Source organism: Halomonas sp. HG01, assembly GCF_000968715.2.
Lineage (GTDB): Bacteria > Pseudomonadota > Gammaproteobacteria > Pseudomonadales > Halomonadaceae > Halomonas > Halomonas halophila.
In genome coordinates this window covers 1,669,526-1,695,735 of sequence record NZ_CP022134.1, presented here as the reverse complement: position 1 = coordinate 1,695,735, position 26,210 = coordinate 1,669,526, and the positions used below count along the sequence as shown (strand labels likewise).

Genomic DNA, 26,210 nt, shown 5'->3' with positions numbered 1-26,210 from the left:
GAAAACCGCCGGCCCACGGGGCCGGCGGTGTCGTCATGACTGACGTTTCGATGCGGATCAGGCGAGGGTCTCGGTGATCCAGTCGACCACGGCACTGCCGTCGACGCCCAGGCAGACGTCGGCCAGCGGCGTCTGCGACCAGCGCGGGGCGATGAACTCGCGGCCCTCGGACGCGAACAGGGTCTGCCCCTCCGCCGGGCCTTCGGTGGCCACGTTGAGATGGCCGCTGGCGACGGTGAACAGCTCCGGACGCACCAGCCAGGCCAGGGCCAGGCTGTCGTGCGGGCAGCAGCCGTCGATGCCCAGCGCGCCCTGGTAGAACTCGCGGTAGAAGGCGTAGCTGCCGGCCAGCACCTCGCCCAGCGTGCCTTGGCCGGCGGCGATGCGTTCCATGTGCTGCGGCGCCAGCACGCAGCGATGGGTGACGTCGAGGCCGACCAGGGTCAGCGGCCAGCCGGCGGTCAGCACCCGCTGGGCGGCGTGTGGGTCGTTGAAGATGTTGGCCTCGGCCACCGGGGTGACGTTGCCGCCTTCCCTGATCGAGCCGCCCATCACCACCACGCGCTTGACCCGCTCGGTGATGCTCGGGTCGATCTGCAGCGCCGCGGCCAGGTTGCCGAGCGGCCCCACGGCCACCAGCGACACCTCGCCGGGGCGGGCGTTGACGGTATCGACGATGAACTGCGCCGCGCTGCGGGCGTCGGCCTGGCCGGTCACCGCCGGCAGTTCGATGTCGCCGAGGCCGTTGGCGCCGTGGATATGCGCCGGCGCCGGATGACGCGGCTTGACCATCGGCACCGCCGCGCCCTGGGCCACCGGGATGTGCCGGCCGGCCAGCTCGGACAGCAGCAGCGCGTTGTGGGTGGCGGTCTCCACGTCGACGTTGCCGAAGGTGGTGGTCATGCCCAGCAGCTCGATGTCGGGATGGCGCAGGGCGATGGCGATGGCCTGGGCGTCGTCGACGCCCGGATCGGTATCGAAGATGATCGGTTCAGACATGGCGTCCTCGGCGGTCGGTTCAGGGAGTGTTCGGGGTCTGAGTCTGGCGTTGCCACTGAGCCACCTCGGCGGCCTCGGGAATGCTCTCGGCCGCGCCGGAGCGCTGCACGCCGAGGGCGGCGGCCGCGGCGGCCCGTTCCAGGCAGGCCTCGGGGCCTTCGCCTTCCTGCAGTGCCGCCAGATAGTAGCCGATGAAGGTGTCGCCGGCGGCGGTGGTGTCGACCGGCGTGACCGGCATCGGCGGCTGGAAGTGGCGCGTCTCGCCGACCTGGTACCAGGCGCCGTCGCCGCCCAGGGTCAGCACGGTCTCGGTGGCCGGCAGGCGCTGGGCCAGGGCGTCGAGCAGGGCCGAGGCGGCACTGCCGGCGGGCAGGCCGGTGAGCATCTCGGCCTCGCTGCGATTGACGAACAGCAGCCGGCAGGCCTCCAGCGGCAGCTCGGCGGCGTCGGCGGTCATCGGCGCCGGGTTGAAGGCGATATGCAGCCCGCGCTCGCGCGCTGCCTTGAACAGGTAGGGCAGGGCGATGCATTCGTTCTGGGCCAGCAGCCAGTCGCCGGGCGTGGCCTCGGCCAGACGGGCGTCCAGCGCCGCCTCGGTGAAGCCGTGATTGGCACCGGGGAAGAGCAGGATGGCGTTCTCGCCCGCGTCGTCGACCTGGATGATGGCGTGGCCGCTGGGCTCATCCACCAGTTCCACGCTGTCGACGCCGACCCCGGAGGCCTCGAGCAGGTCGCGTGCCCAGGCGTCCTGCCGGCCCAGGCGGCCCCAGTGGCGCACCTGACCGCCGGCACGGGCCATGGCCAGCGACTGGTTGGCGCCCTTGCCGCCGAGCCCGACGCGGTAGCCGTGGCTGGTGAGGGTTTCGCCGGGCGTGACCAGGTGGGGAACACGATAGATGTGGTCGAGATTGATCGACCCGAAGTTGTGCAGCATGCCGTCGTCCGGATGAGGGGCTTGGGTGAAAACGATACCGGCGAGAGTATCGGGGCCCGGAGCGACCTTCGCAAGCCAGGCTGCGACCCGATCTCTGATTTATACCGTTATCTCTTATCTTGGAACACCAAGCTCAAGCCTGGCGGTATAACGGTTTTCAGTCCCGAAGGGGGCGACTCAGATTGTCGGCGGTGAGCTCGACGATGCGCTGGCGAGCCTCGGGGCTGATCCAGGCGCTGTGGGGCGTGACGATCAGGTTGAGCGGTTCGCTCAGGGCATCGATTAAAGGATGGCCGTCGCGCGGCGGCTCCTCGGGCAGCACGTCGACGGCGAGCCCGCCGAGCCGGCCTTCGCGCAGGGCGTCGAGGGCGGCAATCTCGTCGATCATGCCGCCACGGGCGCAGTTGACCACCAGCGCCGAGGGCTTGAGCCTGGCCAGCAGGTCGGCGTCGACCAGGTGGCGGCTGGCTTCGGTGAGCGGACAGTGCAGGCTGATGGCATCGGCGGTGGGGACGAGCTCGGCGAGCGTCGGGCGGGCATCCTGCTCGGCGCCGGGGCGCGCGGCGAAGACGACCTCCATGCCGAAGGCGCCGGCGAGTTCGCCGACCCGAGTGCCGAGCTCACCCTGGCCGACGATGACCAGCCGCTTGCCCTCGAGCTGCAGGGTGGTGTGATCCATCAGGCAGAAGAAGGGGCTTTTTCCCCAGCGTCCATCGGCCACGTCACGCTGGTAGCGCGGCAGGCGGTTGGCCAGGGCCAGCAGTTGCATCAGGGTGTGCTGCGCCACGCTCGCCGTGCCGTAGGCGGCGACGTTGCGCACCTCGATGCCGCGGCGCTCGGCCTCGTCCATGGCGATGTTGTTGGTGCCGGTGGCCAGCACGCAGATCAGCCTGAGATGGGGCAGGGCGGCCAGGGTCTCGGCATCGAGCACCACCTTGTTGACGATGGCGACCTCGGCGCCCTCGAGCCGTGCAACGGCCTCGTCGCGGTCAGTGAAGTCGTGAACGTCGAGGCGAGAGACACGTTCGCGGATCGGCGACAGATCGATACCATCGCCCAGACTGGCGGCGTCGAGAATCACGGCATGCATGGCGGTCTTCCTTGTCGTTAGAGACGTCGCCGCGGGGCTGGGCCTGGGGCCTGACGGCAGGCTATAATGTCGGGCTTTCCGGGCAGGCCAGTGTTGGAATCTTCGCCGCCCGACCCTATATCGCAGAACGTGTCGCGGGCCCGTTCGGTCCGCATCGCCCTCTGGGACGTCGTTACCGGGAGATATCGAACCATGCCCATCTACGAATACGAGTGCAAGGCCTGCGGCCACCGCCTGGAAAAGCTGCAGAAGATCAGCGCCGCGCCGTTGACCGACTGCCCGGCCTGCGAACAGGCCGAGCTCGACCGCCTGGTCTCCGCGGCGGGCTTTCGCCTGGCGGGCAGCGGCTGGTACGAGACCGACTTCAAGTCCGGCAGCAAGAAGAACCTGGCCGGCGGGGGCGAGACGTCCGGGTCGGCGGCCTGACCGCGGTCGTCGCCTCCCTACATCACTTCACGCAACAGAACAGGATACGACATGCGCAGCCATTATAGCGGCCAGCTGAACGAGACCATGGTGGATCAGACGGTCACCCTGTGCGGCTGGGTCCACCGCCGCCGTGACCATGGCGGGGTCATCTTCCTCGACATGCGCGACCGGGACGGCATCGCTCAGGTCGTGGTCGACCCCGACACCGCCGAGGCCTTCGCCAATGCCGACCGCGCCCGCAGCGAATACGTGCTGCGCATCAGCGGCCGCGTGCGTCTGCGCCCCGAGGGCACCCAGAACCCGAACATGCCCACCGGCCTGATCGAGGTACTGGCCAAGGACGTGGAGGTCCTCAACACCGCCGCCACGCCGCCGTTCCAGCTCGACGAGCACGGCAAGGTCGGCGAGGAAGTGCGCCTCAAGCACCGCTACATCGACCTGCGCCGTCCGGAGATGATCGACAAGCTGCGCCTGCGCTCGCGCATCTCCCACAGCGTGCGCGCCTATCTCGAGGGGCAGGGCTTCCTCGACATCGAGACGCCGATCCTGACTCGCGCCACCCCGGAAGGCGCCCGCGACTACCTGGTGCCGAGTCGCACCCACGCCGGCAGCTTCTTCGCGCTGCCGCAGTCGCCGCAGCTGTTCAAGCAGCTGCTGATGGTCTCCGGCTTCGACCGCTACTACCAGATCGCCAAGTGCTTCCGCGACGAGGACCTGCGCGCCGACCGCCAGCCCGAGTTCACCCAGATCGACCTCGAGGCCTCCTTCGTCGAGGAAGAGGACATCATGTCGATCACCGAGAACATGGTGCGCAACCTGTTCAAGGACGTGCTGGACGTCGAGCTGCCGGCATTTCCGCGCATGCCTTACGCCGAGGCCATGCAGCGCTTCGGTTCCGACAAGCCGGATCTGCGTATCCCGCTCGAGCTGACCGACGTCGACGACCTGATGAAGGACGTGGACTTCAAGGTCTTCTCCGGCCCGGCCAACGCCGATGACGGCCGCGTGGCCGCGCTCAAGGTCAAGGGCGGCGCCACCCTGACCCGCAAGGAAATCGACGAGTACACCAAGTTCGTCGGTATCTACGGCGCCCGGGGCCTGGCCTGGATCAAGGTCAACGAGCGCGCCAAGGGCCTCGAGGGCCTGCAGTCGCCGATCGTCAAGTTCATGGAAGGCGTGGTCGAGCAGCTGCTGGATCGCGTCGGCGCCGAGGACGGCGACATCATCTTCTTCGGCGCGGACAAGACCAACATCGTCAACGAGGCGCTGGGGGCGCTGCGCGTCAAGCTGGGCGAGGACCTCGAGCTCTACACCGCCGAGTGGTCGCCGCTGTGGGTGGTCGACTTCCCGATGTTCGAGGCCGACGGCGAAGCGCGCCTGCAGGCGCTGCACCACCCGTTCACTGCGCCGTCCTGCGACGTGGAAACGCTCAAGAACAACCCGGCCGAGGCGCTGTCCCGCGCCTATGACATGGTCCTCAACGGCACCGAGCTGGGTGGCGGCTCGATCCGTATCCACGACCAGGCCATGCAACAGAGCGTGCTCGAGCTACTCGGCATCGGCGAGGAAGAGGCCCGCGAGAAGTTCGGCTTCCTGCTCGACGCCCTGCAGTACGGCGCGCCGCCCCACGGCGGCCTGGCCTTCGGCCTCGACCGCCTGGTGATGCTGATGAGCGGTGCCCGCACCATCCGTGAGGTGATCGCCTTCCCCAAGACCCAGAGCGCGGCCTGCCTGATGACCGACGCCCCGGGCGAGGTCAGCGGCGAGCAGCTCAAGGAGCTCAACATCCGCCTGCGCCAGAAGGCCAAGGCGGAGGGCGGCGCCGAATAATCGGCCGTCTCACGCGATCGCACCGGCGCCCCTTGTGGCGCCGGTGTCGTTTCTGCCCCAGAGAAACGACGGCACCGTGCCAGCCGAGGGCGAGTCGGGGCGAGGTTTTTTTGACCATGGATGGTCAAAGAAAGCGCCCAGGGACGGGTTCACAGCGTCCTCGCCACGGCTTGACCTCGAGCGGCCGTTAACGGTGAACCCGCAGTGGCTTCCCGATTCACCGACGAGACACGAAGGAGGGAATATGGCCGGCCATAGCAAATGGTCCAATATCAAGCATCGCAAGGCGGCTCAGGACGCCAAGCGCGGCAAGATCTTCAACAAGCTGATTCGCGAGCTGACCGTGGCCGCGCGGCAGGGCGGCGGCGATCCCGAGGACAACCCGCGCCTGCGCGCGGCCATGGACAAGGCGCTCGGCAGCAACATGCCCAAGGACACCGTGCAGCGGGCGGTGGATCGCGGCGCCGGCAACACCGACGGCGACGCCATGGAGGAGGTCGTCTACGAGGGCTACGGCCCCGAAGGCGTGGCGGTGATGGTCGAGGCCATGACCGATAACCGCAATCGAACTGTCTCCGAGGTGCGACACGCCTTCGGCAAGCACGGCGGCAACCTCGGCACCTCCGGCTCGGTGGCCTTCATGTTCCACAAGCAGGGGAGGCTGACGCTGCCGCCAGGCGTCGACGAGGAGACGGCCATGGAAGCGACCCTGTCCGCCGAGCCCGAGGACATCGAGACCCTCGAGGACGGTCGCCTGGAGATCGTCACCACGCCGGACACCTTCGGTGCGGTCAAGGACGCCCTGTTGGAGGCGGGCATCACGCCCGAGGCCAGCGACGTGGGGCTGTATCCCGACACTTACACTCGCATCGACGACGTCGAACTCGGCCGGCGCATCGTCGGGCTGGTCGACCGGCTCGAGGACCTGGACGATGTGCAGAATGTTTACACCAATGCCGACTTCTCGGATGACATTCTGGAAGCGTTGCATGATTGAAGCCGTACACCCGCGCGCTCTCGACCGTGCGCCCATGACATTCTGGAAGCACTGCATGATGACTAGCCCCCGCGAGATGAAGGGCCCGACATGCTGATCCTGGGCATCGATCCGGGATCCCGGATCACCGGCTACGGCGTGCTGGACGTGACCGAGCCCAAGCCGAAGTACGTGACCAGCGGCTGCATCCGCACCCGCGGCGACGATCTCGCTCAGCGCCTGGCCCAGGTCTACGCCGGGGTCAGCGAGGTGATCGGCCTGCACGGGCCCGGCGAGTTCGCCATCGAGCAGGTGTTCATGTCGAAGAACGCCGACTCGGCGCTCAAGCTCGGCCAGGCGCGGGGCACCGCCATCGTCTGCGCGGCCAATCACGGCCTGCCGGTCAGCGAGTACGGCCCGCGCCAGATCAAGCAGGCAGTCACCGGCGGCGGGGCCGCCGACAAGGCCCAGGTGCAGCACATGGTGACCGCCATCCTGGGGCTCTCCGGCACGCCCCAGGCCGATGCCGCCGACGCCCTGGCCATCGCCCTGACGCATGCCTATGCCCGGCTCGGGCTGATCCGTCGGGGCAGCTATGGTGGAGGCGGGCGAGGCCGCGGCAAGAGCGCGTCCTGGCGCGACTTTCGCCCCGAGTGATGTCGCCTGACGGCGACGCCGAGTCGGTTGTCGAACAGCGTTCCGCGGGCTGGCATGGCCCGGGGGGGACCAGTATAGTGAGCGCGACGCGCTGCGGATTCATCATCAAGGACAGTGACATATCATGATCGGACGCTTGCGAGGCACCCTGATCGACAAGCAGCCGCCCTGGCTGCTGTTGGACGTGGCCGGGGTCGGCTACGAGCTGGAGGCCTCCATGACCACCCTGGTGGCATTGCCCGGGGTCGGCGAGGACGTGGTGCTGCATACCCATCTCACCGTACGCGACGACGCCCACCTGCTCTACGGCTTTGCCCGCGAGCAGGAGCGGGCGCTGTTCCGTGCCCTGATCAAGGTCAACGGCGTCGGCCCCAAGCTGGCCCTGGCCATCCTCTCCGGCATGGACGAGGACGCCTTCATCCGCTGCGTGATGGACGACGACGTCAAGTCGCTGACACGCCTGCCCGGCGTCGGCAAGAAGACCGCCGAGCGGCTGATCGTCGAGATGCGCGACCGCTTCCCGCACTGGGAGGCCGAAGCGCCCGCCGCCGGCGTGGCACCGTCGCCCGGCGCCGCCGCCGAACCGCGCCAGGACCCGCTGGCCGAGGCCGAGGCGGCGCTGGTCAGCCTCGGCTACAAGCCGGCCGAGGCCGCGCGCATGCTCGCCGGCCTCGAGGAAGAGGGCAGCACCGAGGCGATCATCAAGGCGGCGCTCGCGCGTCGCATGGCCGGTTGATGACCATGCACGATACGCAGCCTTTCATCACGATGCCGGCGGAGGACACCCATGCTGGAGACTGACCGCCTGATCGCCGCCGAGGATCGCGAGGGCGAGGGCCACCTCGATCACGCCATCCGCCCCAAGCAGCTCGGCGACTACATCGGCCAGCCGAGGGTTCGCGAGCAGCTGGAGATCTTCATCCACGCCGCCCGCGGCCGCGACGAGAGCCTCGACCACACCCTGGTGTTCGGCCCACCGGGGCTCGGCAAGACCACGCTCGCCAACATCATCGCCACCGAGATGGGCGTCGGCCTGAAGTCGACCTCCGGGCCGGTGCTCGAGCGGGCCGGCGATCTCGCCGCCATGCTCACCAACCTTCAGCCCGGCGACGTGCTGTTCATCGACGAGATCCATCGCCTGTCGGCGGTGGTGGAAGAGATCCTCTATCCCGCCATGGAGGATTTCCAGCTCGACATCGTGATCGGCGAGGGGCCGGCCGCGCGCTCGATCAAGCTCGACCTGCCACCGTTCACCCTGGTCGGCGCCACCACCCGGACAGGCCTGCTGACCTCGCCGCTGCGCGACCGCTTCGGCATCGTCCAGCGCCTGGAGTTCTACTCCATCGACGAGCTCAGCGAGATCGTCGCCCGTTCAGCGCGGCTGCTGGGCGTGACCACCGACGACGCCGGCGCCCGGGAAGTGGCGCGCCGCTCCCGCGGCACCCCGCGCATCGCCAACCGCCTGCTGCGCCGCGTGCGCGACTACGCCGAGGTACGCGGCGGCGGACGCATCGACGCCGAGATCGCCGACCAGGCCCTGAACATGCTCCACGTCGACCACCACGGCCTGGACCACATGGACCGCCGGCTGCTGCTGGCGATGATCGAGAAGTTCGACGGCGGCCCGGTGGGCGTCGACTCCCTGGCCGCGGCCATCGGTGAGGAGCGCGACACCATCGAGGACGTCATCGAGCCCTACCTGATCCAGCAGGGGCTGATGATGCGCACCGCCCGCGGCCGGGTGGTGACCCGCCAGGCCTGGCAGCACTTCGGCCTGGCTCCGGACGACCGCGCCCCGGCGCCGACGCCTTCCCAAGACTGACTTCGACGAGACGAGGATTCCCGTGAACGACGCCATGTCCATTCCCCACCTGATCATGAACGCCAGCGGCGTGGTCCAGGCGGTGATGCTGCTGCTGCTGCTGGGTTCGCTGCTGTCCTGGGTGGTGATCTTCCAGCGCACCTTCGTGATGCGCCGCGCGCGCAAGGCCCACCGTGAATTCGAGGACCGCTTCTGGTCCGGGGTCGACCTCAACGAGCTGTATCGCGAGACGCCCGCCGAGCAGGAGACCCTGGGCGCCGAGCACATCTTTCGCGCCGGCTTCCGCGAGTTCAATCGCCTGATGCCGAAGACCCAGAGTCCCCAGGCCATCCTCGACGGCGTGCAGCGCAGCATGCGCGTGGCCTGGTCCCGCGAGGAGGACCGCCTCAACCTGCACCTGGTGTTCCTGGCCACCGTGGCCTCGTCCAGCCCCTACATCGGGCTGTTCGGCACCGTGTGGGGCATCATGGGCTCCTTCCAGTCGCTGTCCATGGCCCAGCAGGCCACGCTCGGCACCGTGGCGCCGTGGATCGCCGAGGCGCTGATCGCCACCGCCATGGGCCTGTTCGCGGCCATCCCCGCGGTGATCTTCTACAACCGGCTGTCGGCGGAATCCAGCCGCCTGCTGGGCAAGTACGAGGACTTCGCCGAGGAGTTCCATTCCATCCTGCACCGCAACCTGCAGGGTCGCGGCGAATCCGCCGCCGGCTAAGGAGGGCACGCCATGCACGGACCCTTCAACCGCATGGGCCGGCGCAAGCCGATGAACGAGATCAACGTCGTCCCCTTCATCGACGTGATGCTGGTGCTGCTGGTGATCTTCATGATCACCGCGCCGATGCTGACCCAGGGCGTCAAGGTGGACCTGCCCCAGGTGACCTCCGAGCCGATCGAGGACAGCGAGGATCGCGACCCGATCGTCGTCTCGGTGGACAGCGAGGGCCAGATCTACGTCAGCCTGAGCGGTGACGAGACCGCCGTCGACCTCGACGAGCTCGGCCAGCGGGTCGGTATCCTGCTCGAGCGCGAGCCGGGCACCCGCGTCCTGGTCCGCGGCGACCGCAACGTGGCCTACGGCCAGATCGTCACCCTGATGAGCACCCTGCAGACCTCGGGCGTGGCCAACGTCGGGCTGATCTCCGAGCCCCCGCCCGGGGACGCCTGAGGAGGACGCATGGCTAAACAACATCGCCATGTCGGCTACGGATTGCCGCTGATCCTCGCCGTCGGGCTGCACCTGGGGCTGCTGGTCGTCAGCGTGATCCGCTTCCCGAGCGCCGAGCAGGAGCCGCCCAACCAGGCCATCGTCAACGCCACCCTGGTGCGCGCCGAGACCGCCACCGATCAGGCCCAGCAGGCGCAGCAGCAGGCCCGGGCCGAGGCCAGGACGGAGCAGCAGCGACGGGAGGCCGAAGCCGCCGAACGGGCGGAGGCGGAACGTCAGGCCGCCGCCGAAGCGGAGCGGCAGGCGCAAGAAGCCCAGCGCCAGGCACAGGAGGCGGCCCAGGCCGCCGAGCGCGAGCAAGCCCGTGAGGCCGCCGAACAGGCCGCCGCCGAAGCAGAGCGCCGCGAGCGCGAAGCCGCGGAGCAGGCGGCCGAGCGGGAGCGTCAGCAGGAGGCCGCGCGCCAACGACGCGAAGCCGAGGAACAGCGGCAGCGCGAGGCGGAAGCCGAACGCCAGCGTCAAGCCGAGGAAGAGGCCCGCCGTCAGCGCGAAGCCGAGGAACAGCGCCAGCGCGAGGCGGAGGCCGAACGCCAGCGTCAGGCCGAGGAGGAGGCCCGCCGTCAGCGTGAAGCCGAGGAGCAGCGACGGCGCGAGGCGGAAGCCGAACGCCAGCGCCAGGCCGAGGAAGAGGCCCGTCGCCAGCGTGAAGCCGAGGAACAGCGCGAGCGTGAGGCCGCCGCCAAGCGCGCCGCCGAGGCCGCCCAGAACAGCCTCGACCAGGCCATCGCCGGCGAATCCGAGGCCGTGGCCAACGCCAAGCAGGCAGAGGAAGCGGCCAACGGCTTCATCAACCTGGTGCGCCAGGCGGTGGAGCAGGCCTGGTCGATTCCGCCCAACGTCCCCGACGGCGCCACGGCCGAGATATCGGTTCGCCTGGGGCCCTCCGGGGAGCTATTCGCCGCCAACATCGGTCGTAGCAGTGGCAACAGTGCCTTCGACCGTTCGGCGCTGAGCGCGGTGGAAACCGCCGCGCCCTTCGCCGAGCTGCGCGAGCTGCCCGCTTCGGTGCAGCGCCAGTACCGTGAGTTCAATCTCAGATTCCGACCGGGGGACATACGCTGATGAGAGCCTTGATCACCACCTGGCTGGCGGCCGTGCTGTTGCTGTGCACGTCGCTGGCCCAGGCCGACCTGACCATCGACATCACCCAGGGCAACGAGCAGGCCACGCCGATCGCCGTGGTGCCGTTCGCCGAGGGCGAGAACCTGCCCCAGGACGTGGCGCGGATCATCTCCGACGACCTGGAGCGCAGCGGCTACTTCGCGCCCCTGGAGCGCGAGGCGATGTTCGCCAGGCCGACCCGCGGCGACGACGTCAGCTTCGGCGACTGGCAGGCGCTGGATACCCGTTATCTGGTGGTCGGCCGCGTCAGCCGCACCGGCGGCGGCGTCGAGATCCAGTACGAGCTGATGAACGTCAGCGGCGAATCGCGGATGCTGGGCGAGGTGATCACCGCCGGTCAGGATCAGATGCGCGCCGCCGCCCACCGCATCAGCGACAAGATCTTCGAGGAGATCACCGGCATTCGCGGCGCCTTCTCCACGCGCATCGCCTACGTCACCTCCCAGGGCGTCGGCGACGACACCGCCTATCAGCTCTACGTCGCCGACGCCGACGGTCGCAACAGCCAGCAGGTGCTGAGCTCGGACGAGCCGATCATGTCGCCGGCCTGGTCACCGGATGGCGGCAAGCTGGCCTACGTGTCGTTCGAGTCCGGCCGGCCCGGCATCTACGTGCAGGAAGTGGCCAGCGGCCGTCGGGCACGCCTGACCTCCTTCGAGGGTCTCAACAGCGCCCCGACCTGGTCGCCGGACGGCCGTCGGCTGGCGATGGCGCTGTCCCGCGACGGGCAGCCGGAGATCTACGTCATGGACGTCGCCTCGCAGAATCTGCAACGCGTCACCAACAGCCAGAGCATCGAGACCGAGCCGGCCTGGTCGCCGGACGGCAACAGCCTGATCTACACCTCGGACCGCAGCGGCGGCCCGCAGATCTATCGTCAGTCGCTTGGCGGCTCGCCGGAGCGCATCACCTTCACCGGCAACTACAACGCTCGGGCGCGCTTCGCCCCTGACGGTGAATCCATCTTCCTGATCCACCGCGGCAGCAACGGCTACCGGGTGGCCAAGCAGGATCTGGAGAGCGGCCGCCTGGTCGAGCTCGGCGACTCCCGCCAGGCCGAGTCCCCCAGTGTCGCGCCCAACGGCACCATGGTAATCTTCGCCACCCAGCAGGGCGGTAATGGTGTGCTGGGGGGCGTTTCCGCGGACGGCCGGGCCTCGTTCCGTCTTCCCGCGGCCCAGGGCGACGTGCGTGAGCCCGCCTGGTCCCCGTTTCTGAACTGAATGTATCCCGCAAGGAAAGGAGTCGAACGATGCAATTCAAGCCTTATGCCCGCACTCTGATCGCCGCCATGTCGATGGCCGTCATGGCCGGCTGCTCCAGCACCGGTGGCACCCAGGAAGGGACCATGGACGGCACCGCCGGCACCGGTGCCGGTGGCGTGGGGACCGGCACCGCCGGCACCGGCCAGGTCAGCGGCAGCGGCCTCGGCGAGGGCGCCGGTCAGATGGCCGGCTCGCGGATTCCCGAAGTCCGCACCATCTACTTCGCCTACGACAGCGACACCATCCGCCCCGAGTTCCAGTCGGTACTCCAGTCCCACGCCCGCTTCCTGCAAAACAACGGCAACGCCAGCGTGGTGCTGCAGGGCCATACCGACGAGCGCGGCACCCGCGAGTACAACCTGGCCCTCGGTGAGCGCCGCGCCGACGCCGTCAAGCGCTTCCTGAGCGTGCAGGGCGTCTCGCCGTCCCAGGTCGAGGTCGTCAGCTACGGCGAGGAGCGTCCGGCGGCCCGCGGCAGCAACGAGGAAGCCTACGCCCAGAACCGCCGGGTGGTCTTCGCCTACTGAGCCCCGCGCCACGCACGGCACCACCATAGCGAAGGGAGAAAGCGATGAGACCGCGTCTCAGAATCTGGACCGCCGCCGGCGCCTTGAGCCTGCTGGCCGCCCCGGCGCTGGCTCAGCAGCCGGTGGTGGAGGATCTCACCGCCCGCTCCGGCTCAGGCAGCTTCTACGACCAAACCGCCGCCCGCGAACCGGCGGGCGGCAATCTGGAGCTGTTCAACGAGCTGCAGCGCAACCAGGAGCAGCTTCGCCAGCTGCGTGGCCAGGTCGAGGAGCTGCGCTACCAGCTCGACCGCCTCAAGCGTCAGACCCGCCAGCAGTACATGGATCTGGACGAGCGCCTGTCCGCGAACGCCGCCAGCGCGGCGGGCGGGGCCGGTGCCGCCGCGGCCGAGCAGGTGGCCGACAGCGGTGGGGCGGAGGCATCGGGCCAATCGAGCTCTGGTCAGTCAGCCAGCGGCAGCGATGCCGGCGCCCGGGCCGACTACCAGGCGGCCTTCGCCAAGGTGCAGGCCCGGGAGTTCGATGCCGCGACGCGGGCCTTCGAGTCCTTCGTCGACAAACATCCGAGCAGTACCCTCACCGCCAACGCCTACTACTGGCTCGGTGAGCTGCATTCGGCCGGCGGTGATCTCGACGCCGCCGACGCGGCCTTCCAACGCGTGCTCGACGACTTCCCCGACAGCAACAAGGTACCCGACACCCTCTACAAGCTGGGCCTGCTCAAGGCCCGCCAGGGGGATCCGGAAGCCGGCCAGGCGCTGCTCGAGCGGGTACAGCAGGCGTACCCCGACAGCAGCGCCGCCAACCTGGCGGCCGACTTCCAGCGGCAGTCGGGCAACTAGCCCCGGAGGGACATCATGACGGTCTGCAAGATCGACTACGAAGCGCCGCAGGGGCTACTCGACGGCCGGGTGATCCTCGTCACCGGCGCGGGCGACGGCATCGGCCGCGCCGCGGCGCTCGCCTATGCCCGCCACGGCGCCACGGTGGTCCTGCTGGGGCGGACGATCGCCAAGCTGGAAGCGGTGTACGACGCCATCGAGTCCGAGGGACTGCCGCAGCCGGCGATCTTCCCGCTCAACTTCGAGGGGGCGACGCTCAAGGACTACCACGACATGGCCGCGGCCCTGGACAAGGAGTTCGGACGCCTGGACGGCATCCTGCACAACGCCGGCCTGCTGGGCGACATCACCCCCTTCGCCCAGTACGATCCGGCGCTGTGGGAGCAGGTGATGCAGGTCAACATCAACGGGCCGATCTGGATGACCCAGGCGCTGCTGCCGCTGCTGGAAGCGTCGGCGGACGCCTCGGTCATCTTCACCTCGTCCTCGGTGGGCCGTCGCGGCCGCGCCTACTGGGGAGCCTATGCGGTGTCGAAGTTCGCCACCGAGGGGTTCATGGAAGTGCTGGCCGACGAGGTGGAGCACCTCGGCACGCTACGCATCAACACCCTGAACCCCGGCGCCACGCGTACCGCCATGCGCCAGTCCGCCTATCCGGCGGAGGACCCGGGCACGCTGCGCACGCCGGAGGACATCATGCCCACCTATCTGTGGCTGATGGGGCCCGACAGCCGCGGCCACAGCGGCGAGGCGTTCGACGCCCAGCCGCCCCGAACCTGACGCCGACGCAACGGCGTCAGCGATAAGACCAGCAGGCCTCCCGCCAGGGAGGCCTGCTTTTTTTAGGCCATCATGATATCGCCGCCCCAGCGGGCGTCGCCGTGTCGGGACATCAACGCTTGGGAAGACCTGGCAGCAGCGCCTCGGTCAGCGCCTCGGCGGTCTCGAACCAGCGATCCGCCGGCCACAGGCGATAGTCGTCGTCCTCGGTGATATAGCCGTAGCCCACCGCCACCGCGGGCATGCCCGCCGCCCGTGCGGCCTGCATGTCGCGATGGTGGTCGCCGAGATACCAGCAGTCGCCCGGCGACACGCCGAGGCGCCGGGCGGCCTCCAGCAGCGGCGCGGGGTCGGGCTTCTTGACCGGCAGGTCATCGGCGCACAGCAGCGCGCCCGGCTCGAGGCCCAGGGCCTCCACCAGCGGCGCGGCATAGGCGCGCGGCTTGTTGGTGACGATGCCCCAGGGACGACCGGCGTCGCGCCATGCGTCCAGCAGCCGATCCAGCGGCGGAAAGACCCGGCTCTCCACGGCCACCGCCTCGCCGTAGGCGGCCAGCAGGAAGGCCCGGGCGTCATCGTGACCGTCGTGTTCGCGCTCGAGGCCCAGCGCCAGGGTGACCAGGGCGCTGCCGCCGTTGGAGACCTGGGCGCGGATGGTCGGGTAGGGCAGGGGCGCCAACCCGTGATGGTCACGCAGGGAGTTGGTGGCCCGGGCCAGATCCGGGGCGGTATCCACCAGGGTGCCGTCGAGATCGAACAGCAGCGCCTCGGGTGTAGGCCATTCGCGACTCACGATGCCTCCCGCCGGCAGTGCATCAGGTAATTCACCGATACATCGGTGGCCGACAGCCGATAGCGGCGGGTCAGCGGCTGGTAGGTCAGGCCGCTCTGCTCGCAGACCGCCAGGCCGGCCTCGCGGCACCAGCCGGCGAGCTCCGAGGGGCGGATGAACTTGGCATAGTCGTGGGTGCCCCGCGGCAGCATGCGCAGCAGGTACTCGGCGCCGACCACGGCCAGGGCATAGGCCTTGGGATTGCGGTTGATGGTCGAGAAGAATACCTGCCCGCCGGGCTTGACCAGCCGCGCGCAGGCGCGGATCACCGAGGCGGGGTCAGGCACGTGCTCGAGCATCTCCAGGCAGGTGACCACGTCGAACTCGCCGGCATGGGCCTCGGCCATGGCCTCGACGCTGATCTGGCGGTAGTCGACGCGCGCGCCGGTCTCCTCGGCGTGCAGCCGGGCCACCGCCAGCGGCGCCTCGCCCAGGTCGATGCCGGTGACCTCGGCGCCGCGATGGGCCATGGCCTCGGCGAGGATGCCGCCGCCGCAGCCGACGTCGAGCACCCGATGACCGGCCAGCCCCGCGCGGGCGTCGATGAAGTCGAGGCGCAGGGGATTGATCTCGTGCAGCGGCTTGAACTCGCCGTCGGTATCCCACCAGCGATGGGCCAGGGCCTCGAACTTGGCGATCTCCGCCGCGTCGACGTTGTCCGCTTGCGACTGGCTTGCCGTCATCTGTCCTCTCCGTAGGTGTCGCCGGCCTGCCACTGTGGCGAGCTCGGCGTGATTCGGTATGATGCCATTCTACTCGTTCCCGACGCCCCGGCCCATGCCCGGCCGCGTCGGGCTACATGCGACATGACAAGGACCGCACCATGATCCGCAAGGCCGTTCTTCCCGTTGCCGGTTTCGGCACTCGCTGCCTGCCCGCTTCCAAGGCGATTCCCAAGGAGATGATCACCATCGTCGACCGCCCGGTGATCCAGTACGTGGTCCAGGAGGCCGTCGAGGCCGGCATTCGCGACATCGTGCTGGTGACCCACGGCAGCAAGAGCGCCATCGAGAACCACTTCGACAAGCACTTCGAGCTCGAGGCCAGCCTCGAGGCCAAGGGCAAGCAGGAGCTGCTTGAGGAGCTGCGCTCGATCGTGCCGGAAGACGTCAACATCATCAGCGTGCGCCAGTCCGAACCGCTGGGCCTGGGCCATGCGGTGCTCTGTGCGCGCCCGGTGATCGGCGACGACGAACCCTTCGCCGTGCTGCTGCCGGACGTGCTGGTCGATGACGACGGCCTCGAGCGCAACGACCTGGCCGGCATGATCGAGGCCTTCGACGCCACCGGCCGCAGCCAGCTGATGGTGGAGGAGGTGCCCCACGAGCTGGTCTACAAGTACGGCATCGTCGCCCCCGAGGGTGAGCCGCCGGCCGCCGGCGAGGCCGGGGCGCTGGCCGGGCTGATCGAGAAGCCCAAGGTCGAGGAGGCGCCCTCCGACCTGGCCGTGATCGGCCGCTATGCGCTGCCCGGCGCCATCTTCCCGCTGCTCGCCGAAACGCCGCCCGGCGCCGGCAACGAGATCCAGCTGACCGACGCCATCGAGACGCTGCGCCAGCAGAGCGGCGTCGACGCCTGGCGCATGCGCGGTCGCACCTACGACTGCGGCCACCAGCTCGGCTACCTCGAGGCGATTCTCGCCTACGGCCGCCGCCACGCCCGCTACGGCGAGGGCTTCCGCGAACTGCTGACCCGCTACAGCGGCGAGGAGTAAGCCATGCGCGTTCTGGTCCACGGCAGCGAGCTGGCCGCCGCCACCGCGGCGGCGGCGCTGGCCTCGGTCGGTCACCGGGTGACCTGGTGGCCCCACGCCAGCGCCGACTGGCCGACGCTCGCCGAGAGCGGCTGGCTGGCCAGCGAGCCGCAGCTGATGTCGCGCCTGGAGGAAGGGCGCGCCCAGGGCCATCTCAGGGTTCTCGACGTCGGCGAACCTCTCCAGGGCGACGACTTCGAGGTGCTGTGGCTGGCCCTGTCGCCGGCACAGCGCGAGCAAGGCCGCACCACCGTGGCCGAACTGTCGTCGCGAATGACCGCAGACGCGGTGCTGGTCAACAATTCGACCTTCCCGGTCGGCGAAACCGACCGACTGGCCGCCGGCCTCGGCAACGGGCGTCGGGCCGTGGCGCTGGCCGACCTGCTCGAGGAAGGCCGCGCCTGGGAGACCTTCACCCGGCCGTCGCGCTGGCTGCTGGGCTGCGACGACCGCGACGCCGAACGCCAGGTACGCGAGCTGCTGCGAGCGTTCAATCGCCGCCGCGAGGTCTTCCAGCGCATGCCACGCCGGGCCGCCGAGCTGACCAAGCTGGCGATCAACGGCATGCTGGCCACCCGCATCAGCTACATGAACGAGATCGCCGGCCTCGCCGACACCCTGGGGGTGGACGTGGAGGACGTGCGCGAGGGCATGGGCGCGGACAGCCGCATCGGCTACGAGTACCTCTATCCCGGCTGCGGCTTCGGCGGCCCGAGCTTTTCCCGCGACCTGATGCGTCTGGCCGACGTGCAGTCGGCCAGCGGCCGCCATTCGGCGCTGCTCGACCAGGTGCTCGACATCAACGAGCAGAAGAAGGAGACGCTGTTCCGCAAGCTGTGGGCCCACTACCACGGCCGGCTGGAAGGCCTGACCGTGGCCATCTGGGGCGCGGCCTTCAAGCCCGGCACGGCGCGCATCGATCATGCGCCGGTGCTGACGCTGCTGCGCGCCCTCTGGGCCCAGGGCGTGCGCGTGCGGCTGCACGATCCCGCCGCCACCGGGGCGCTGCGCGAACGGCTCGGCGACCATCCGTTGCTGGCACTGTTCGACGGCGACCCGGACGAGGCACTCGACGGTGCCGATGCCCTGATGCTGGTCACCGAGTGGAAGGCCTACTGGAACCCGGACTGGCCGCGCCTGGCGTCGCAGCTGAACGGCAAGCTGCTGCTCGACGGTCGCAATATCTACGACCCGGCCCACGTCGCCGACATGGGGCTGTACTATCGAGGGATCGGGCGCCGCGCCGATCCCTGAGTCGGCTCGATTTGCTGCTGCGCTCGACAGGCTGGCCGCCGGCGGTGCCGGGGCGCCGGTCCGATCGAATCCTCATGTAGCAGGCTACACTCCGGTAGCTGCGCTCCGGCGGCAACCAGCCTGCCTTCGCTCGCGACGTAAATCGAGGCCGACTCCCTAAATAAGCGGTAGAAACAAAACGGCCCCGCCTGATGGCGGGGCCGTTGTCGTTCGCGAGTCCGCTGGGGATCAGGCGAAGTTCTGGGCGACGAAGTCCCAGTTCAGCACGTTCCAGACGTTCTCGAGGTACTTCGGACGCGCGTTGCGGTAGTCGATGTAGTAGGCGTGCTCCCACACATCGATGGTCAGCAGCGGGGTCTGGCCGTGGGCGACCGGGGTGTCGGCGTCGTCGGTGTTGACGATGTCGACGCCGCCGTCGGCGGTCTTGATCAGCCAGGTCCAGCCGGAACCGAAGTTGCCGACGGCCTTGGCGTTGAAGGCGCTCTTGAATTCCTCGAAGGAACCGAACTTGGCGTTGATGGCCTCGGCCAGGGCGCCGGTCGGCTCACCGCCGCCGTTCGGCGACAGGCAGTGCCAGTAGAAGGTGTGGTTCCAGACCTGAGCCGCCTGGTTGAACAGGCCGCCGGAGGCGGACTGGATGATCTCTTCCAGGGACTTGTTGGCGTTCTCGGTGCCGTCGGTCAGCTCGTTGAGCTTGGTGACGTAGGCCTGGTGGTGCTTGCCGTAGTGGTACTCCAGGGTCTCGGCGGAGATGTGCGGCTCCAGGGCGTTCTTTTCGTACGGCAGTGCGGGCAGTTCGAATGCCATTATCGTTTCTCCTCGTTGCTAGTCATGGGTCACGGCGACCCATGGTGTGCCAGTGCGCTGGGGGAGTGCAAGGTCGATGTCGGCCCGGATTCGGCCGTGCCCCGTTCGCTCCCTCGATAAAAAACCGTACACTATCAGTGTGCTGTACCAGTCCGGTCACGGCATCATATCACCCGCCCCAGGGTCCGCCAATTCCGATCAGGGGACTCGGGCATGGGACGCGTGCCGGCGATATCGCCGGCGGGACGCCGACACGCAACGCGCAAGGAGACCATCATGGCAGAGCGCCCGGAAGACCGCCGGCAGCCACGCCCGATCGTGCCGGACCCGGATGCCAGCCTGGCCGGGCACCACCGGCCACATGCCCCGCCCAAGGCGACCGTCTGGCCGCTGTGGCTGCTGATCCTGCTGCTCGTCGCGGCCCTGGCCGGGCTGGCCTACGCCGGCTGGTTGGAGCGTCAGCGGCTGGAACAGCGGTTGACCCGACTCAACGGCGATATCTCCAACCTTCATGCCCGCTTCGACGCCTCCGAGGGGCGCGGCGAACTGCTGTCGGAGATCCAGGCGCGGCTCGATGAACTCGAGGGGCTGGACAACACGCTAAGAGACGCGCTGGACGACCGTCTCGCACAGCGTCTGGCCGACTGGCAAGACGAACACCTGGCGCCGCTGGCCGACGCCCGTTCCGCCCTCGAGGGGCGGGTCGCCACCCTGGCCGAGAACGGCGAGGTACGTGCCGAGACCCTGGCCGCGGTGCGCGACTCCATGAAGGCCCTGGAGACGGCCAACCGCGAGGGGCTGGCCGCTCTCACCGAGCGCCTGGCGGCCCTGGAGACGACCCAGCAGGGCGAGGCCGAGCGCCAGCAAGCGCTGGTCGCGCGTCTCGACGAGTCCGAGGCGACCCTGTCCGACCTCGCCGACGACGTTGAAGCCCTGGCCACGGCGCGCGATGATGAGCGCGAACGAGCCGAGGCCCTAGAGGCGAGGCTCGCGGACCTGCAGGCCGAACTGCGGGAACTGCGCCAGTCACAGCTGGCGATGAACGCCCAGCTCGAAGCGCTGCGGCAGTGACAGGACGTCAGCCAGGGACCCACGACATCATGGACAAGCGTCTCGCCAACCGTCTCGCGGTCGCCTCGCTGTCGATCGGACTCGCGGCCCCCGGGGCTGCCCATGCCCTCGACGCCAGCCTCGAGGGCATCGAGGGCGACCCCGCCGACAACCTCGAGACCTATCTCGACGGGCTGGATGCCGACGATTATTCGCCCCAGCGCCTCGAGGCCGAGGTACGCCGGCTCGCCGCCGAGTCGCTCAGGGTCTACGGCTATTACGAGCCGACCTTCGAGGTTCGCTTCGACGACCCCGATGCGCCGGAAGAGGTGACGATCCGCGTCGATCCCGGCGAGCCGGTACGCATCGAACGCCTCGACTTCGACCTGGCCGGTGGCGCCGCCGAGGACGCTCCCTTCCGAGACGCCATCGACGCCTATCCCCAGCAGGAAGGGGAGGTGCTGCTTCACGCGCCGTTCGATGCGCTGCGCAGCCAGCTCTCCGGCCTGGCCCTGGAACGTGGCTACTTCGACTGGCGCTTCACCGAGCGGCGCATGGAGATCCGCCCCTGGGCCCACAGCGCCCGGCTGTCGCTGGCCCTGGACAGCGGCGAGCGCTATCGCTTCGGGCCGGTTCACTTCCAGGGCCAGCACATCGAGACCGAGCGCCTTCAGGCCCTGGCGCCGTTCCACGAGGGCAAGCCCTATCTCGCCGCCGATGTGGCCACCTTCAATCAGCGCCTCGGTCAGACCGAATGGTTCGGCTCGGTCAGCGTGCGCCCCCTGCTGGATGCGGGCATCGGCCAGCTGGCCCTGCCGCCGGCCCCCATCGGCTTTCTCAACGAGCTCGACGTGGAGGGCCTGACGGCCACGGCCGTCCCCGAACCTCGCCTCAGCGCGACGGCGCTGGCCGCGGTCGCCACCCTCGAGGCGCCGGCAGTGCCCGAGGTGCCCATCGAGGTCAGCGTCACCCCCGCCGACCGCCACCAGTTCGAGGTCGGTCTGGGCTTCGCCACCGACGTCGGCCCGCGGCTGCGTTTCTCCTGGGACCAGCCCTGGGTCAATCGCTACGGCCACAGCCTCAAGCACGATCTCTACCTCTCGGGGCCGGAACAGCAGTTCAGCGGCGTCTACGACATGCCGCTGGACGACCCGCGACGCGACAGCTATCGCCTGCAGTACGGCCTGCTGAACAAGGACAACGAGGACACCGAGACCCTGGAAGCCAGCGTGGAATTCGGTCGTCGCTGGCAGTTCGACAACGCCTGGGAGCAGATCGTCTACCTGCGCACCACCTACGAGGACTTCACCCAGGCCGACGAGAGCAATCAGGTGCTGCTGGTCTATCCCGGGGTGCGCTGGACCCGCACCCGCTCGCGCAATCCGACCTTTCCGCGCTGGGGCGATCGTCAGCAGATCTCGGTGCAGTATTCCAGCGAGGCCTGGGGATCCGACGCGGAGTTCCTGCGCATGGACGCCGACTCCCAGTGGATCCGCAGCCTCGGCGACGACTACCGCTTCGTGGGTCGCATCGGCGCGGGCAGCATCGTCACCGACGACTTCACCAACGTACCGCCATCGCTACGCTTCTTCGCCGGCGGCGACAGCAGCGTGCGCGGCTACGGTTACGAGAGTCTGGCCCCGAAGAATGCCGACGGCGAACTGGTCGGCGGCGAACAGCGCCTGGTGGGCAGCGTCGAAGCCCAGCGCCGCCTGACCGGTGCCTGGTGGCTGGCCAGCTTCGTCGACACCGGTGATGCCTTCACCGACTGGTGGCCCGAGGAGCTGAATACCAGTGCCGGCCTCGGCGTGCGCTGGATCTCGCCGGTAGGGCCGATCCGCTTCGACGTCGCCCACCCGTTCGACAGCGACGATAGCTACCGCATCCACTTCGCCATCGGCCCGGAATTCTGAAGCGTCATCGTGAACCTGCATCCATCGCATCGGGCCGAGGCCCGTCACCTGAGCCTGCGAGAGTCATCATCGTGAGAATGCGCCGCCTGAGCTGGGCCCTGGTCCGGCTGTTGATCCTGCTGCCGCTGTGGCTGATCGGCCTGGTCATGCTGCTGCTGGGCCTGGTCCTGTCGCCCTGGGGGACCAGCGCCCTGTTCGCCCAGGCCGAGCGACTCGGGCTGCTCGAGGTCGAGCGCGTCGAGGGCGCGCCCCTGGACACGCTGACGATCGAAGGCCTGCGCCTGACGGCCGGTCCGGCCAGCGTCGCGGTCGAGGACTTCGAGCTCGCCTGGGCCGACGATTGCCTGCTCCACGGCCGGCTGTGCATCGACCGCCTGGGCGTGACCGGCGCCCGCATCCGCCTCGGTGCCAGCGACGCCGCCGACGAACCCGCCCCGGAAGAGCAGGAGAGCGCCGGCGGCCCGCCCGGAGCGATCCGTCTGCCGCTGCCGATGGCGCTGCGCGAGCTGCTGCTGGACGACGTCGAGGTGCGCCTCGCCGATGGCACCCGCCTGCGCTGGCAGCACTTCGAGAGCGGCGCCGAGGCCGAGGGCAATGCCCTGACCCTGTCGCCCACGCGGCTCGTCGGGCTGCGACTCACACCGTCGATCTCGCCGGGCAACCGGCTCGCCCTGAGCGAGGCGGAAAGCCGCGATGACGTGCTCACGGCCATCGCGATCGACGCGGCGGTAGCGGTCCGATCGCCGCTGCCGTCCAGCGTCGCCCCGGCTGCCGCAGGCGTGAGGGATTCGCAGCCGTCGACTGACGCTCCCGCCGACGAGCGTCTCCGGCTGCCGGACATCACCCTGCCACTGGCAGTGGAGGTGCCAAGTCTGACCCTGGAAGACACCGCCTTCGAGGGGCCCCAGGCCTACGTCATCGACCGGCTCGACCTCAGCGTCACGGCCCGCGATCAGCAGGTGACCGTGCACCCGCTGGCGGTGACCTCCCGGGAGGCCGACGCCACCCTCGAGGCCGAGGTCACCCTGCGCGACGATTACCCCCTCGACGTGAGCCTCGGCGCCGACTTCTATTTGCCCGAACGCCTGCCGGCCCTGGCCGGGCAGCGGCTCGAGCTGGCCCTGACCGGCGATCTCGGCGACCTGGACGTGGCACTGTCGGCCACCGGCCCCGTGGCAGCCGATCTGTCGGCCCACCTCGACGCCCTGGACCCGGCACGGCCGTTCACCGCCCGGCTGACCAGCCCCGGGCTGCAGTGGCCGCTGCCTGGCGCCATGCCGACCACCGGCGACGAGGATGACGAGAGCGATGACGCGTCTGGCCCCCCCGAGCCGTGGCGGGTCGAGCACCTCGATCTCGACGCTGAAGGCACCCTCGACGACTATCGGGTCAGCCTGGGGCTGGCCGCCCGGGGGCCGTCGCTGCCGCGCACCGAACTCGCGCTGAACGGTCAGGGCAACCTGCAGCGCTTCGACTGGACGCCGCTGCGCCTGACGCCGCCGGAAGGCACGCTGACCAGCGAAGGGCGGATCGACTGGTCCGAGGCACTGTCGATGTCGGCACGCCTCGACGTCGACGGCTTCGACCCCGAGCCCTTCGTCGAAGGGCTGAGTGGACGGCTGAACGGTGGGCTACAGGTGGCCTTCTCCCAGAGTGCCGACGGCTGGCGGCTCGGCGTGCCGACGCTTGCCGTGGACGGCGAGCTCGCCCAGCAGCCGTTTTCACTGTCGGGTCAGCTGTCCGGCGATCACGACATGAACTGGGACATCGCCTCGCTGAGTCTGCGCCAGGGCGAGAATCGGCTGGACGCCTCGGGCCGGGTCGCGCCGAGTCGCCTGGATCTGGACGCCCGCATCGACATGCCGCGCCTGGACACCCTCTATCCCGACCTCGACGGGGCGCTGGATGGCGACATCGCGGCCCGCGGCAGCTTCGAGCAACCTCAGCTCTCCTTGACCCTGAACGGCGACCGGCTGGCCTTCGGCGACAATCGCCTCGCCCGGCTACGCCTGGCGGGTGAGGTGGCCGGCCTGGACGACCCCAGCCTCGACCTGAGCCTGACCGCCGACGACGTCGCCGCCGGCGGCCAGGCCTTCCCGACCATCGCGCTGGCCCTCGATGGCCGGCTCTCGGCGCATCGCCTGACCCTCGACGTGGACGGCGACCCGGACGGGCCGCTGGCGGCGCTGGACCTGGCCCTGGAAGGGGCGCTGGACGAGGCCCGCGAGCGCTACCGCGGGCGACTGATGCCGCTGGACGCCGACACCGCCTACGGCAGCCTCGGCCTCGACGAGGCGCTGGCCTTCGACGCCGATCTGACGGCCAGCGCCGTGGACGTCCAGCCGTTCTGCCTGATTCGAGCCGAGGGCGGCGGGCTGTGCCTGACGGCACCGCTGTCGGCCTCGCCGGACAGCGGCCGCGCCGAGCTGGCCATCCGCGAGCTGCCGATGGACCTGATCAACGACGCCATGCCGGTGGGGTGGGGCGTGGAGGGCGCCACCGAGGGCGATCTGGTGGCCGAATGGTCGAACGGCGGCGCCTGGCAGGCCACCGCCAACCTCGACAGCCGCGTCGAAATCAACGGCGAGGACGCCTATGGCCAGCCCTGGTCGGTGCCCGGCACCGGACTCTCGCTCGCCCTCGATGCCGACCAGGGCCGCGCTGACCTGGACCTGGGGCTGACCTTCGGCGATCAGGGGGCGATGCAACTCGACCTGGGCATCGTCGATCCCCTGGGCACCGGCCGGCTCGAAGGCCGCTTCGAGATCGACGATGTCCGACTGGCGCCCTACCGGCCGCTGATCGCCGACCTGGAGACCCTGGAAGGCGCGCTCGCCGCCGGTATCGACATCACCGGGAATCGCGAGCAGCCGCGCCTGGACGGCCGTCTGGCTCTCGACGGCCTGCGTGCCGAAGGCCTCGGCCTGCCGCTGTCGGTGGTCGACGGCCAGCTGGCCGTCGACCTGGCCGGCGACAGCGCCGACATCGACGGCTACCTGCAAAGCGAGGAGGGCCGACTGAACATCGTCGGCGACGCGAGCTGGCCCTCGGCCGGCGCCTGGCAGGCAGCCCTCGACCTGGAAGGGCGCGAGGCTCCGCTGCTGGCCGCGCTACCGGGCTTCGGGCGCCTGCGCCTGGCCCCCGACCTGGCGATCCGCGCCACGCCCGAGCGGCTTCAGGTCCGCGGCGAGGTGGCCGTGCCCTGGGCCCGGCTGGAAATTGGTCGGGTCCCGGCCTCGGCGGTCTCGCCGAGCCCCGACGAGGTCATCCTCACCCGCGAGGAGGCGGAAGCGGCCGACCGCCAGGCCGCCAGCGGTGAGCCGGGCGCCGGCACCGCCGAGGCCATGCAGCAGGCCGGCATGGCACTGGACGTTCAGGTGGACCTGGTACTGGGCCCGGACATGCGCCTCGAGGCCTACGGGCTGGAAACCGAGCTGCTCGGCGACCTGCAGGTGCGCCAGTCCGACGGCCCGGTGCAGCTGTTCGGCAACGTCAACCTGGAAGACGGCCGCTTCCGGGCCTTCGGCCAGGACCTGATCATCCGTCAGGGCATCCTCTATTTCAGCGGCCCGCCGGGACAGCCGCTGCTCGACTTCGAGGCGGTACGCAACCCGGACAACACCCAGGATGGCGTGGTAGCCGGCCTTCGGGTCACCGGGCCTGCGGCCAACCCGAGCCTGGAGATCTTCTCCGAGCCGGCCATGAACGAGGCCCGGGCGCTGTCCTACGCGCTGCGTGGCCGGGCGCCGGATGACAGCGGCGGCGCCGACGGGGCGCTGACCTCGGCGCTGATCGGCGTCACCCTGGGCCAGGCCGGCGGCGCCGTGGGTGCGATCGGCGAGGCCTTCGGCATCGATGACTTGAGCCTGGACACGTCCGGCAGCGGCGAAGACAGCCAGGTCGTCGTGACCGGGAACCTGACCGACCGGTTGAGCGTCGGCTATGGTGTCGGGATCTTCTCGCCGATCGCCGAGCTGAGCCTGCGCTACAAGCTGTGGCGCGATCTCTACCTGGAAGCGGTCTCCGGCGCCAATCAGGCGGTCGACCTGATCTACACCTTCAGCCTGCCGGGCGATCCCCCGACGCTGACGCGATGAGCGACA

General features: G+C 69.5%; 24 protein-coding genes. 18 read left to right on the top strand and 6 right to left on the bottom strand.

Features of this window, described 5'->3' with window-relative positions:
- Window positions 1-57: 57 nt before the first annotated feature.
- The 3 genes from UN84_RS08010 to UN84_RS08000 all read right to left on the bottom strand — a co-directional run bounded on the left by UN84_RS08010 (window position 58) and on the right by UN84_RS08000 (window position 3,023).
- On the bottom strand, window positions 58-999 hold the full coding sequence (locus UN84_RS08010) for a nucleoside hydrolase (RefSeq protein WP_173834985.1): 942 nt from the start codon (window positions 997-999) through the stop codon (window positions 58-60).
- Window positions 1,000-1,018: 19 nt separating this feature from the next.
- Window positions 1,019-1,933 carry a ribokinase gene (locus tag UN84_RS08005; protein ID WP_046078710.1) on the bottom strand — a complete coding sequence of 305 codons (915 nt, stop codon included), beginning with the start codon at window positions 1,931-1,933 and terminating at the stop codon, window positions 1,019-1,021.
- A gap of 157 nt (window positions 1,934-2,090) precedes the next feature.
- The gene (locus tag UN84_RS08000; RefSeq protein WP_046078709.1) at window positions 2,091-3,023 is read right to left on the bottom strand and encodes a D-2-hydroxyacid dehydrogenase; all 933 of its coding nucleotides are present in this window, start codon (window positions 3,021-3,023) and stop codon (window positions 2,091-2,093) included.
- 192 nt (window positions 3,024-3,215) lie between these two features.
- Between UN84_RS08000 and UN84_RS07995 the strand changes: the two genes are divergently transcribed.
- The 13 genes from UN84_RS07995 (at window position 3,216) to UN84_RS07935 (ending at window position 14,498) form a co-directional block, all read left to right on the top strand.
- Window positions 3,216-3,449: an FmdB family zinc ribbon protein gene (locus tag UN84_RS07995; protein WP_016854884.1), complete on the top strand. Its 234-nt coding sequence runs from the start codon at window positions 3,216-3,218 to the stop codon at window positions 3,447-3,449.
- Window positions 3,450-3,500: 51 nt separating this feature from the next.
- Window positions 3,501-5,282 (top strand): aspartate--tRNA ligase, encoded by a 1,782-nt coding sequence (gene aspS / locus UN84_RS07990; RefSeq protein WP_046078708.1) that lies wholly within the window; start codon window positions 3,501-3,503, stop codon window positions 5,280-5,282.
- 244 nt (window positions 5,283-5,526) lie between these two features.
- Window positions 5,527-6,279 (top strand): YebC/PmpR family DNA-binding transcriptional regulator, encoded by a 753-nt coding sequence (locus UN84_RS07985; protein ID WP_046078707.1) that lies wholly within the window; start codon window positions 5,527-5,529, stop codon window positions 6,277-6,279.
- A 90-nt stretch (window positions 6,280-6,369) separates the two neighbouring features.
- Window positions 6,370-6,915 (top strand): crossover junction endodeoxyribonuclease RuvC, encoded by a 546-nt coding sequence (gene ruvC, locus UN84_RS07980; protein WP_016854887.1) that lies wholly within the window; start codon window positions 6,370-6,372, stop codon window positions 6,913-6,915.
- A 124-nt stretch (window positions 6,916-7,039) separates the two neighbouring features.
- A complete protein-coding gene (gene ruvA / locus UN84_RS07975; RefSeq protein WP_046078706.1) occupies window positions 7,040-7,651 on the top strand; it encodes a Holliday junction branch migration protein RuvA in 612 nt (203 codons plus the stop codon).
- A 51-nt stretch (window positions 7,652-7,702) separates the two neighbouring features.
- Window positions 7,703-8,737 (top strand): Holliday junction branch migration DNA helicase RuvB, encoded by a 1,035-nt coding sequence (gene ruvB, locus UN84_RS07970; protein ID WP_046078705.1) that lies wholly within the window; start codon window positions 7,703-7,705, stop codon window positions 8,735-8,737.
- A gap of 34 nt (window positions 8,738-8,771) precedes the next feature.
- Window positions 8,772-9,449 (top strand): protein TolQ, encoded by a 678-nt coding sequence (gene tolQ, locus UN84_RS07965; protein ID WP_172977757.1) that lies wholly within the window; start codon window positions 8,772-8,774, stop codon window positions 9,447-9,449.
- 12 nt (window positions 9,450-9,461) lie between these two features.
- Entirely contained in the window at window positions 9,462-9,902 is a 441-nt protein-coding gene (tolR, locus tag UN84_RS07960) for a protein TolR (protein ID WP_046078704.1), read from the top strand.
- Between the two features lie 9 nt (window positions 9,903-9,911).
- On the top strand, window positions 9,912-11,024 hold the full coding sequence (gene tolA / locus UN84_RS07955) for a cell envelope integrity protein TolA (RefSeq protein ID WP_173834984.1): 1,113 nt from the start codon (window positions 9,912-9,914) through the stop codon (window positions 11,022-11,024).
- Window positions 11,024-12,307, top strand: a complete 1,284-nt coding sequence (gene tolB / locus UN84_RS07950; RefSeq protein WP_046078702.1) for a Tol-Pal system beta propeller repeat protein TolB — start codon at window positions 11,024-11,026, stop codon at window positions 12,305-12,307. The genes tolA and tolB overlap by 1 nt, the downstream gene beginning before the upstream one ends.
- Window positions 12,308-12,336: 29 nt before the next feature.
- Complete coding sequence (gene pal / locus UN84_RS07945; protein WP_046078701.1) at window positions 12,337-12,876, top strand: peptidoglycan-associated lipoprotein Pal; 540 nt, start codon at window positions 12,337-12,339, stop codon at window positions 12,874-12,876.
- Between the two features lie 44 nt (window positions 12,877-12,920).
- Window positions 12,921-13,718 carry a tol-pal system protein YbgF gene (ybgF, locus tag UN84_RS07940; protein WP_046078700.1) on the top strand — a complete coding sequence of 266 codons (798 nt, stop codon included), beginning with the start codon at window positions 12,921-12,923 and terminating at the stop codon, window positions 13,716-13,718.
- Between the two features lie 15 nt (window positions 13,719-13,733).
- Window positions 13,734-14,498 (top strand): YciK family oxidoreductase, encoded by a 765-nt coding sequence (locus tag UN84_RS07935; RefSeq protein ID WP_035593158.1) that lies wholly within the window; start codon window positions 13,734-13,736, stop codon window positions 14,496-14,498.
- Window positions 14,499-14,610: 112 nt separating this feature from the next.
- On the opposite strand, the gene UN84_RS07930 is transcribed toward UN84_RS07935, so the two are convergent.
- Both UN84_RS07930 and ubiG read right to left on the bottom strand, forming a co-directional pair.
- On the bottom strand, window positions 14,611-15,291 hold the full coding sequence (locus UN84_RS07930; protein WP_046078699.1) for an HAD-IA family hydrolase: 681 nt from the start codon (window positions 15,289-15,291) through the stop codon (window positions 14,611-14,613).
- Complete coding sequence (ubiG, locus tag UN84_RS07925; RefSeq protein WP_035593162.1) at window positions 15,288-16,013, bottom strand: bifunctional 2-polyprenyl-6-hydroxyphenol methylase/3-demethylubiquinol 3-O-methyltransferase UbiG; 726 nt, start codon at window positions 16,011-16,013, stop codon at window positions 15,288-15,290. Before ubiG ends, UN84_RS07930 begins: the two co-directional genes overlap by 4 nt.
- 140 nt (window positions 16,014-16,153) lie before the next feature.
- On the opposite strand from ubiG, the gene galU reads away from it, so the two are divergent.
- Window positions 16,154-17,044 (top strand): UTP--glucose-1-phosphate uridylyltransferase GalU, encoded by an 891-nt coding sequence (gene galU / locus UN84_RS07920; RefSeq protein ID WP_046078698.1) that lies wholly within the window; start codon window positions 16,154-16,156, stop codon window positions 17,042-17,044.
- Between the two features lie 3 nt (window positions 17,045-17,047).
- The gene (locus UN84_RS07915) at window positions 17,048-18,337 is read left to right on the top strand and encodes a nucleotide sugar dehydrogenase (RefSeq protein WP_046078697.1); all 1,290 of its coding nucleotides are present in this window, start codon (window positions 17,048-17,050) and stop codon (window positions 18,335-18,337) included.
- A gap of 228 nt (window positions 18,338-18,565) precedes the next feature.
- On the opposite strand, the gene UN84_RS07910 is transcribed toward UN84_RS07915, so the two are convergent.
- Complete coding sequence (locus UN84_RS07910) at window positions 18,566-19,144, bottom strand: superoxide dismutase (RefSeq protein ID WP_035593170.1); 579 nt, start codon at window positions 19,142-19,144, stop codon at window positions 18,566-18,568.
- Window positions 19,145-19,420: 276 nt separating this feature from the next.
- Here UN84_RS07910 and UN84_RS07905 point away from each other — a divergent pair, with 276 nt between their 5' ends.
- The 3 genes from UN84_RS07905 (at window position 19,421) to tamB (ending at window position 26,204) form a co-directional block, all read left to right on the top strand.
- Complete coding sequence (locus tag UN84_RS07905) at window positions 19,421-20,215, top strand: hypothetical protein (RefSeq protein WP_046078696.1); 795 nt, start codon at window positions 19,421-19,423, stop codon at window positions 20,213-20,215.
- Between the two features lie 29 nt (window positions 20,216-20,244).
- Entirely contained in the window at window positions 20,245-22,107 is a 1,863-nt protein-coding gene (gene tamA, locus UN84_RS07900) for an autotransporter assembly complex protein TamA (RefSeq protein ID WP_052719315.1), read from the top strand.
- A 77-nt stretch (window positions 22,108-22,184) separates the two neighbouring features.
- Window positions 22,185-26,204 (top strand): autotransporter assembly complex protein TamB, encoded by a 4,020-nt coding sequence (gene tamB, locus UN84_RS07895; RefSeq protein WP_046078695.1) that lies wholly within the window; start codon window positions 22,185-22,187, stop codon window positions 26,202-26,204.
- The last annotated feature ends 6 nt before the right edge of the window (window positions 26,205-26,210 follow it).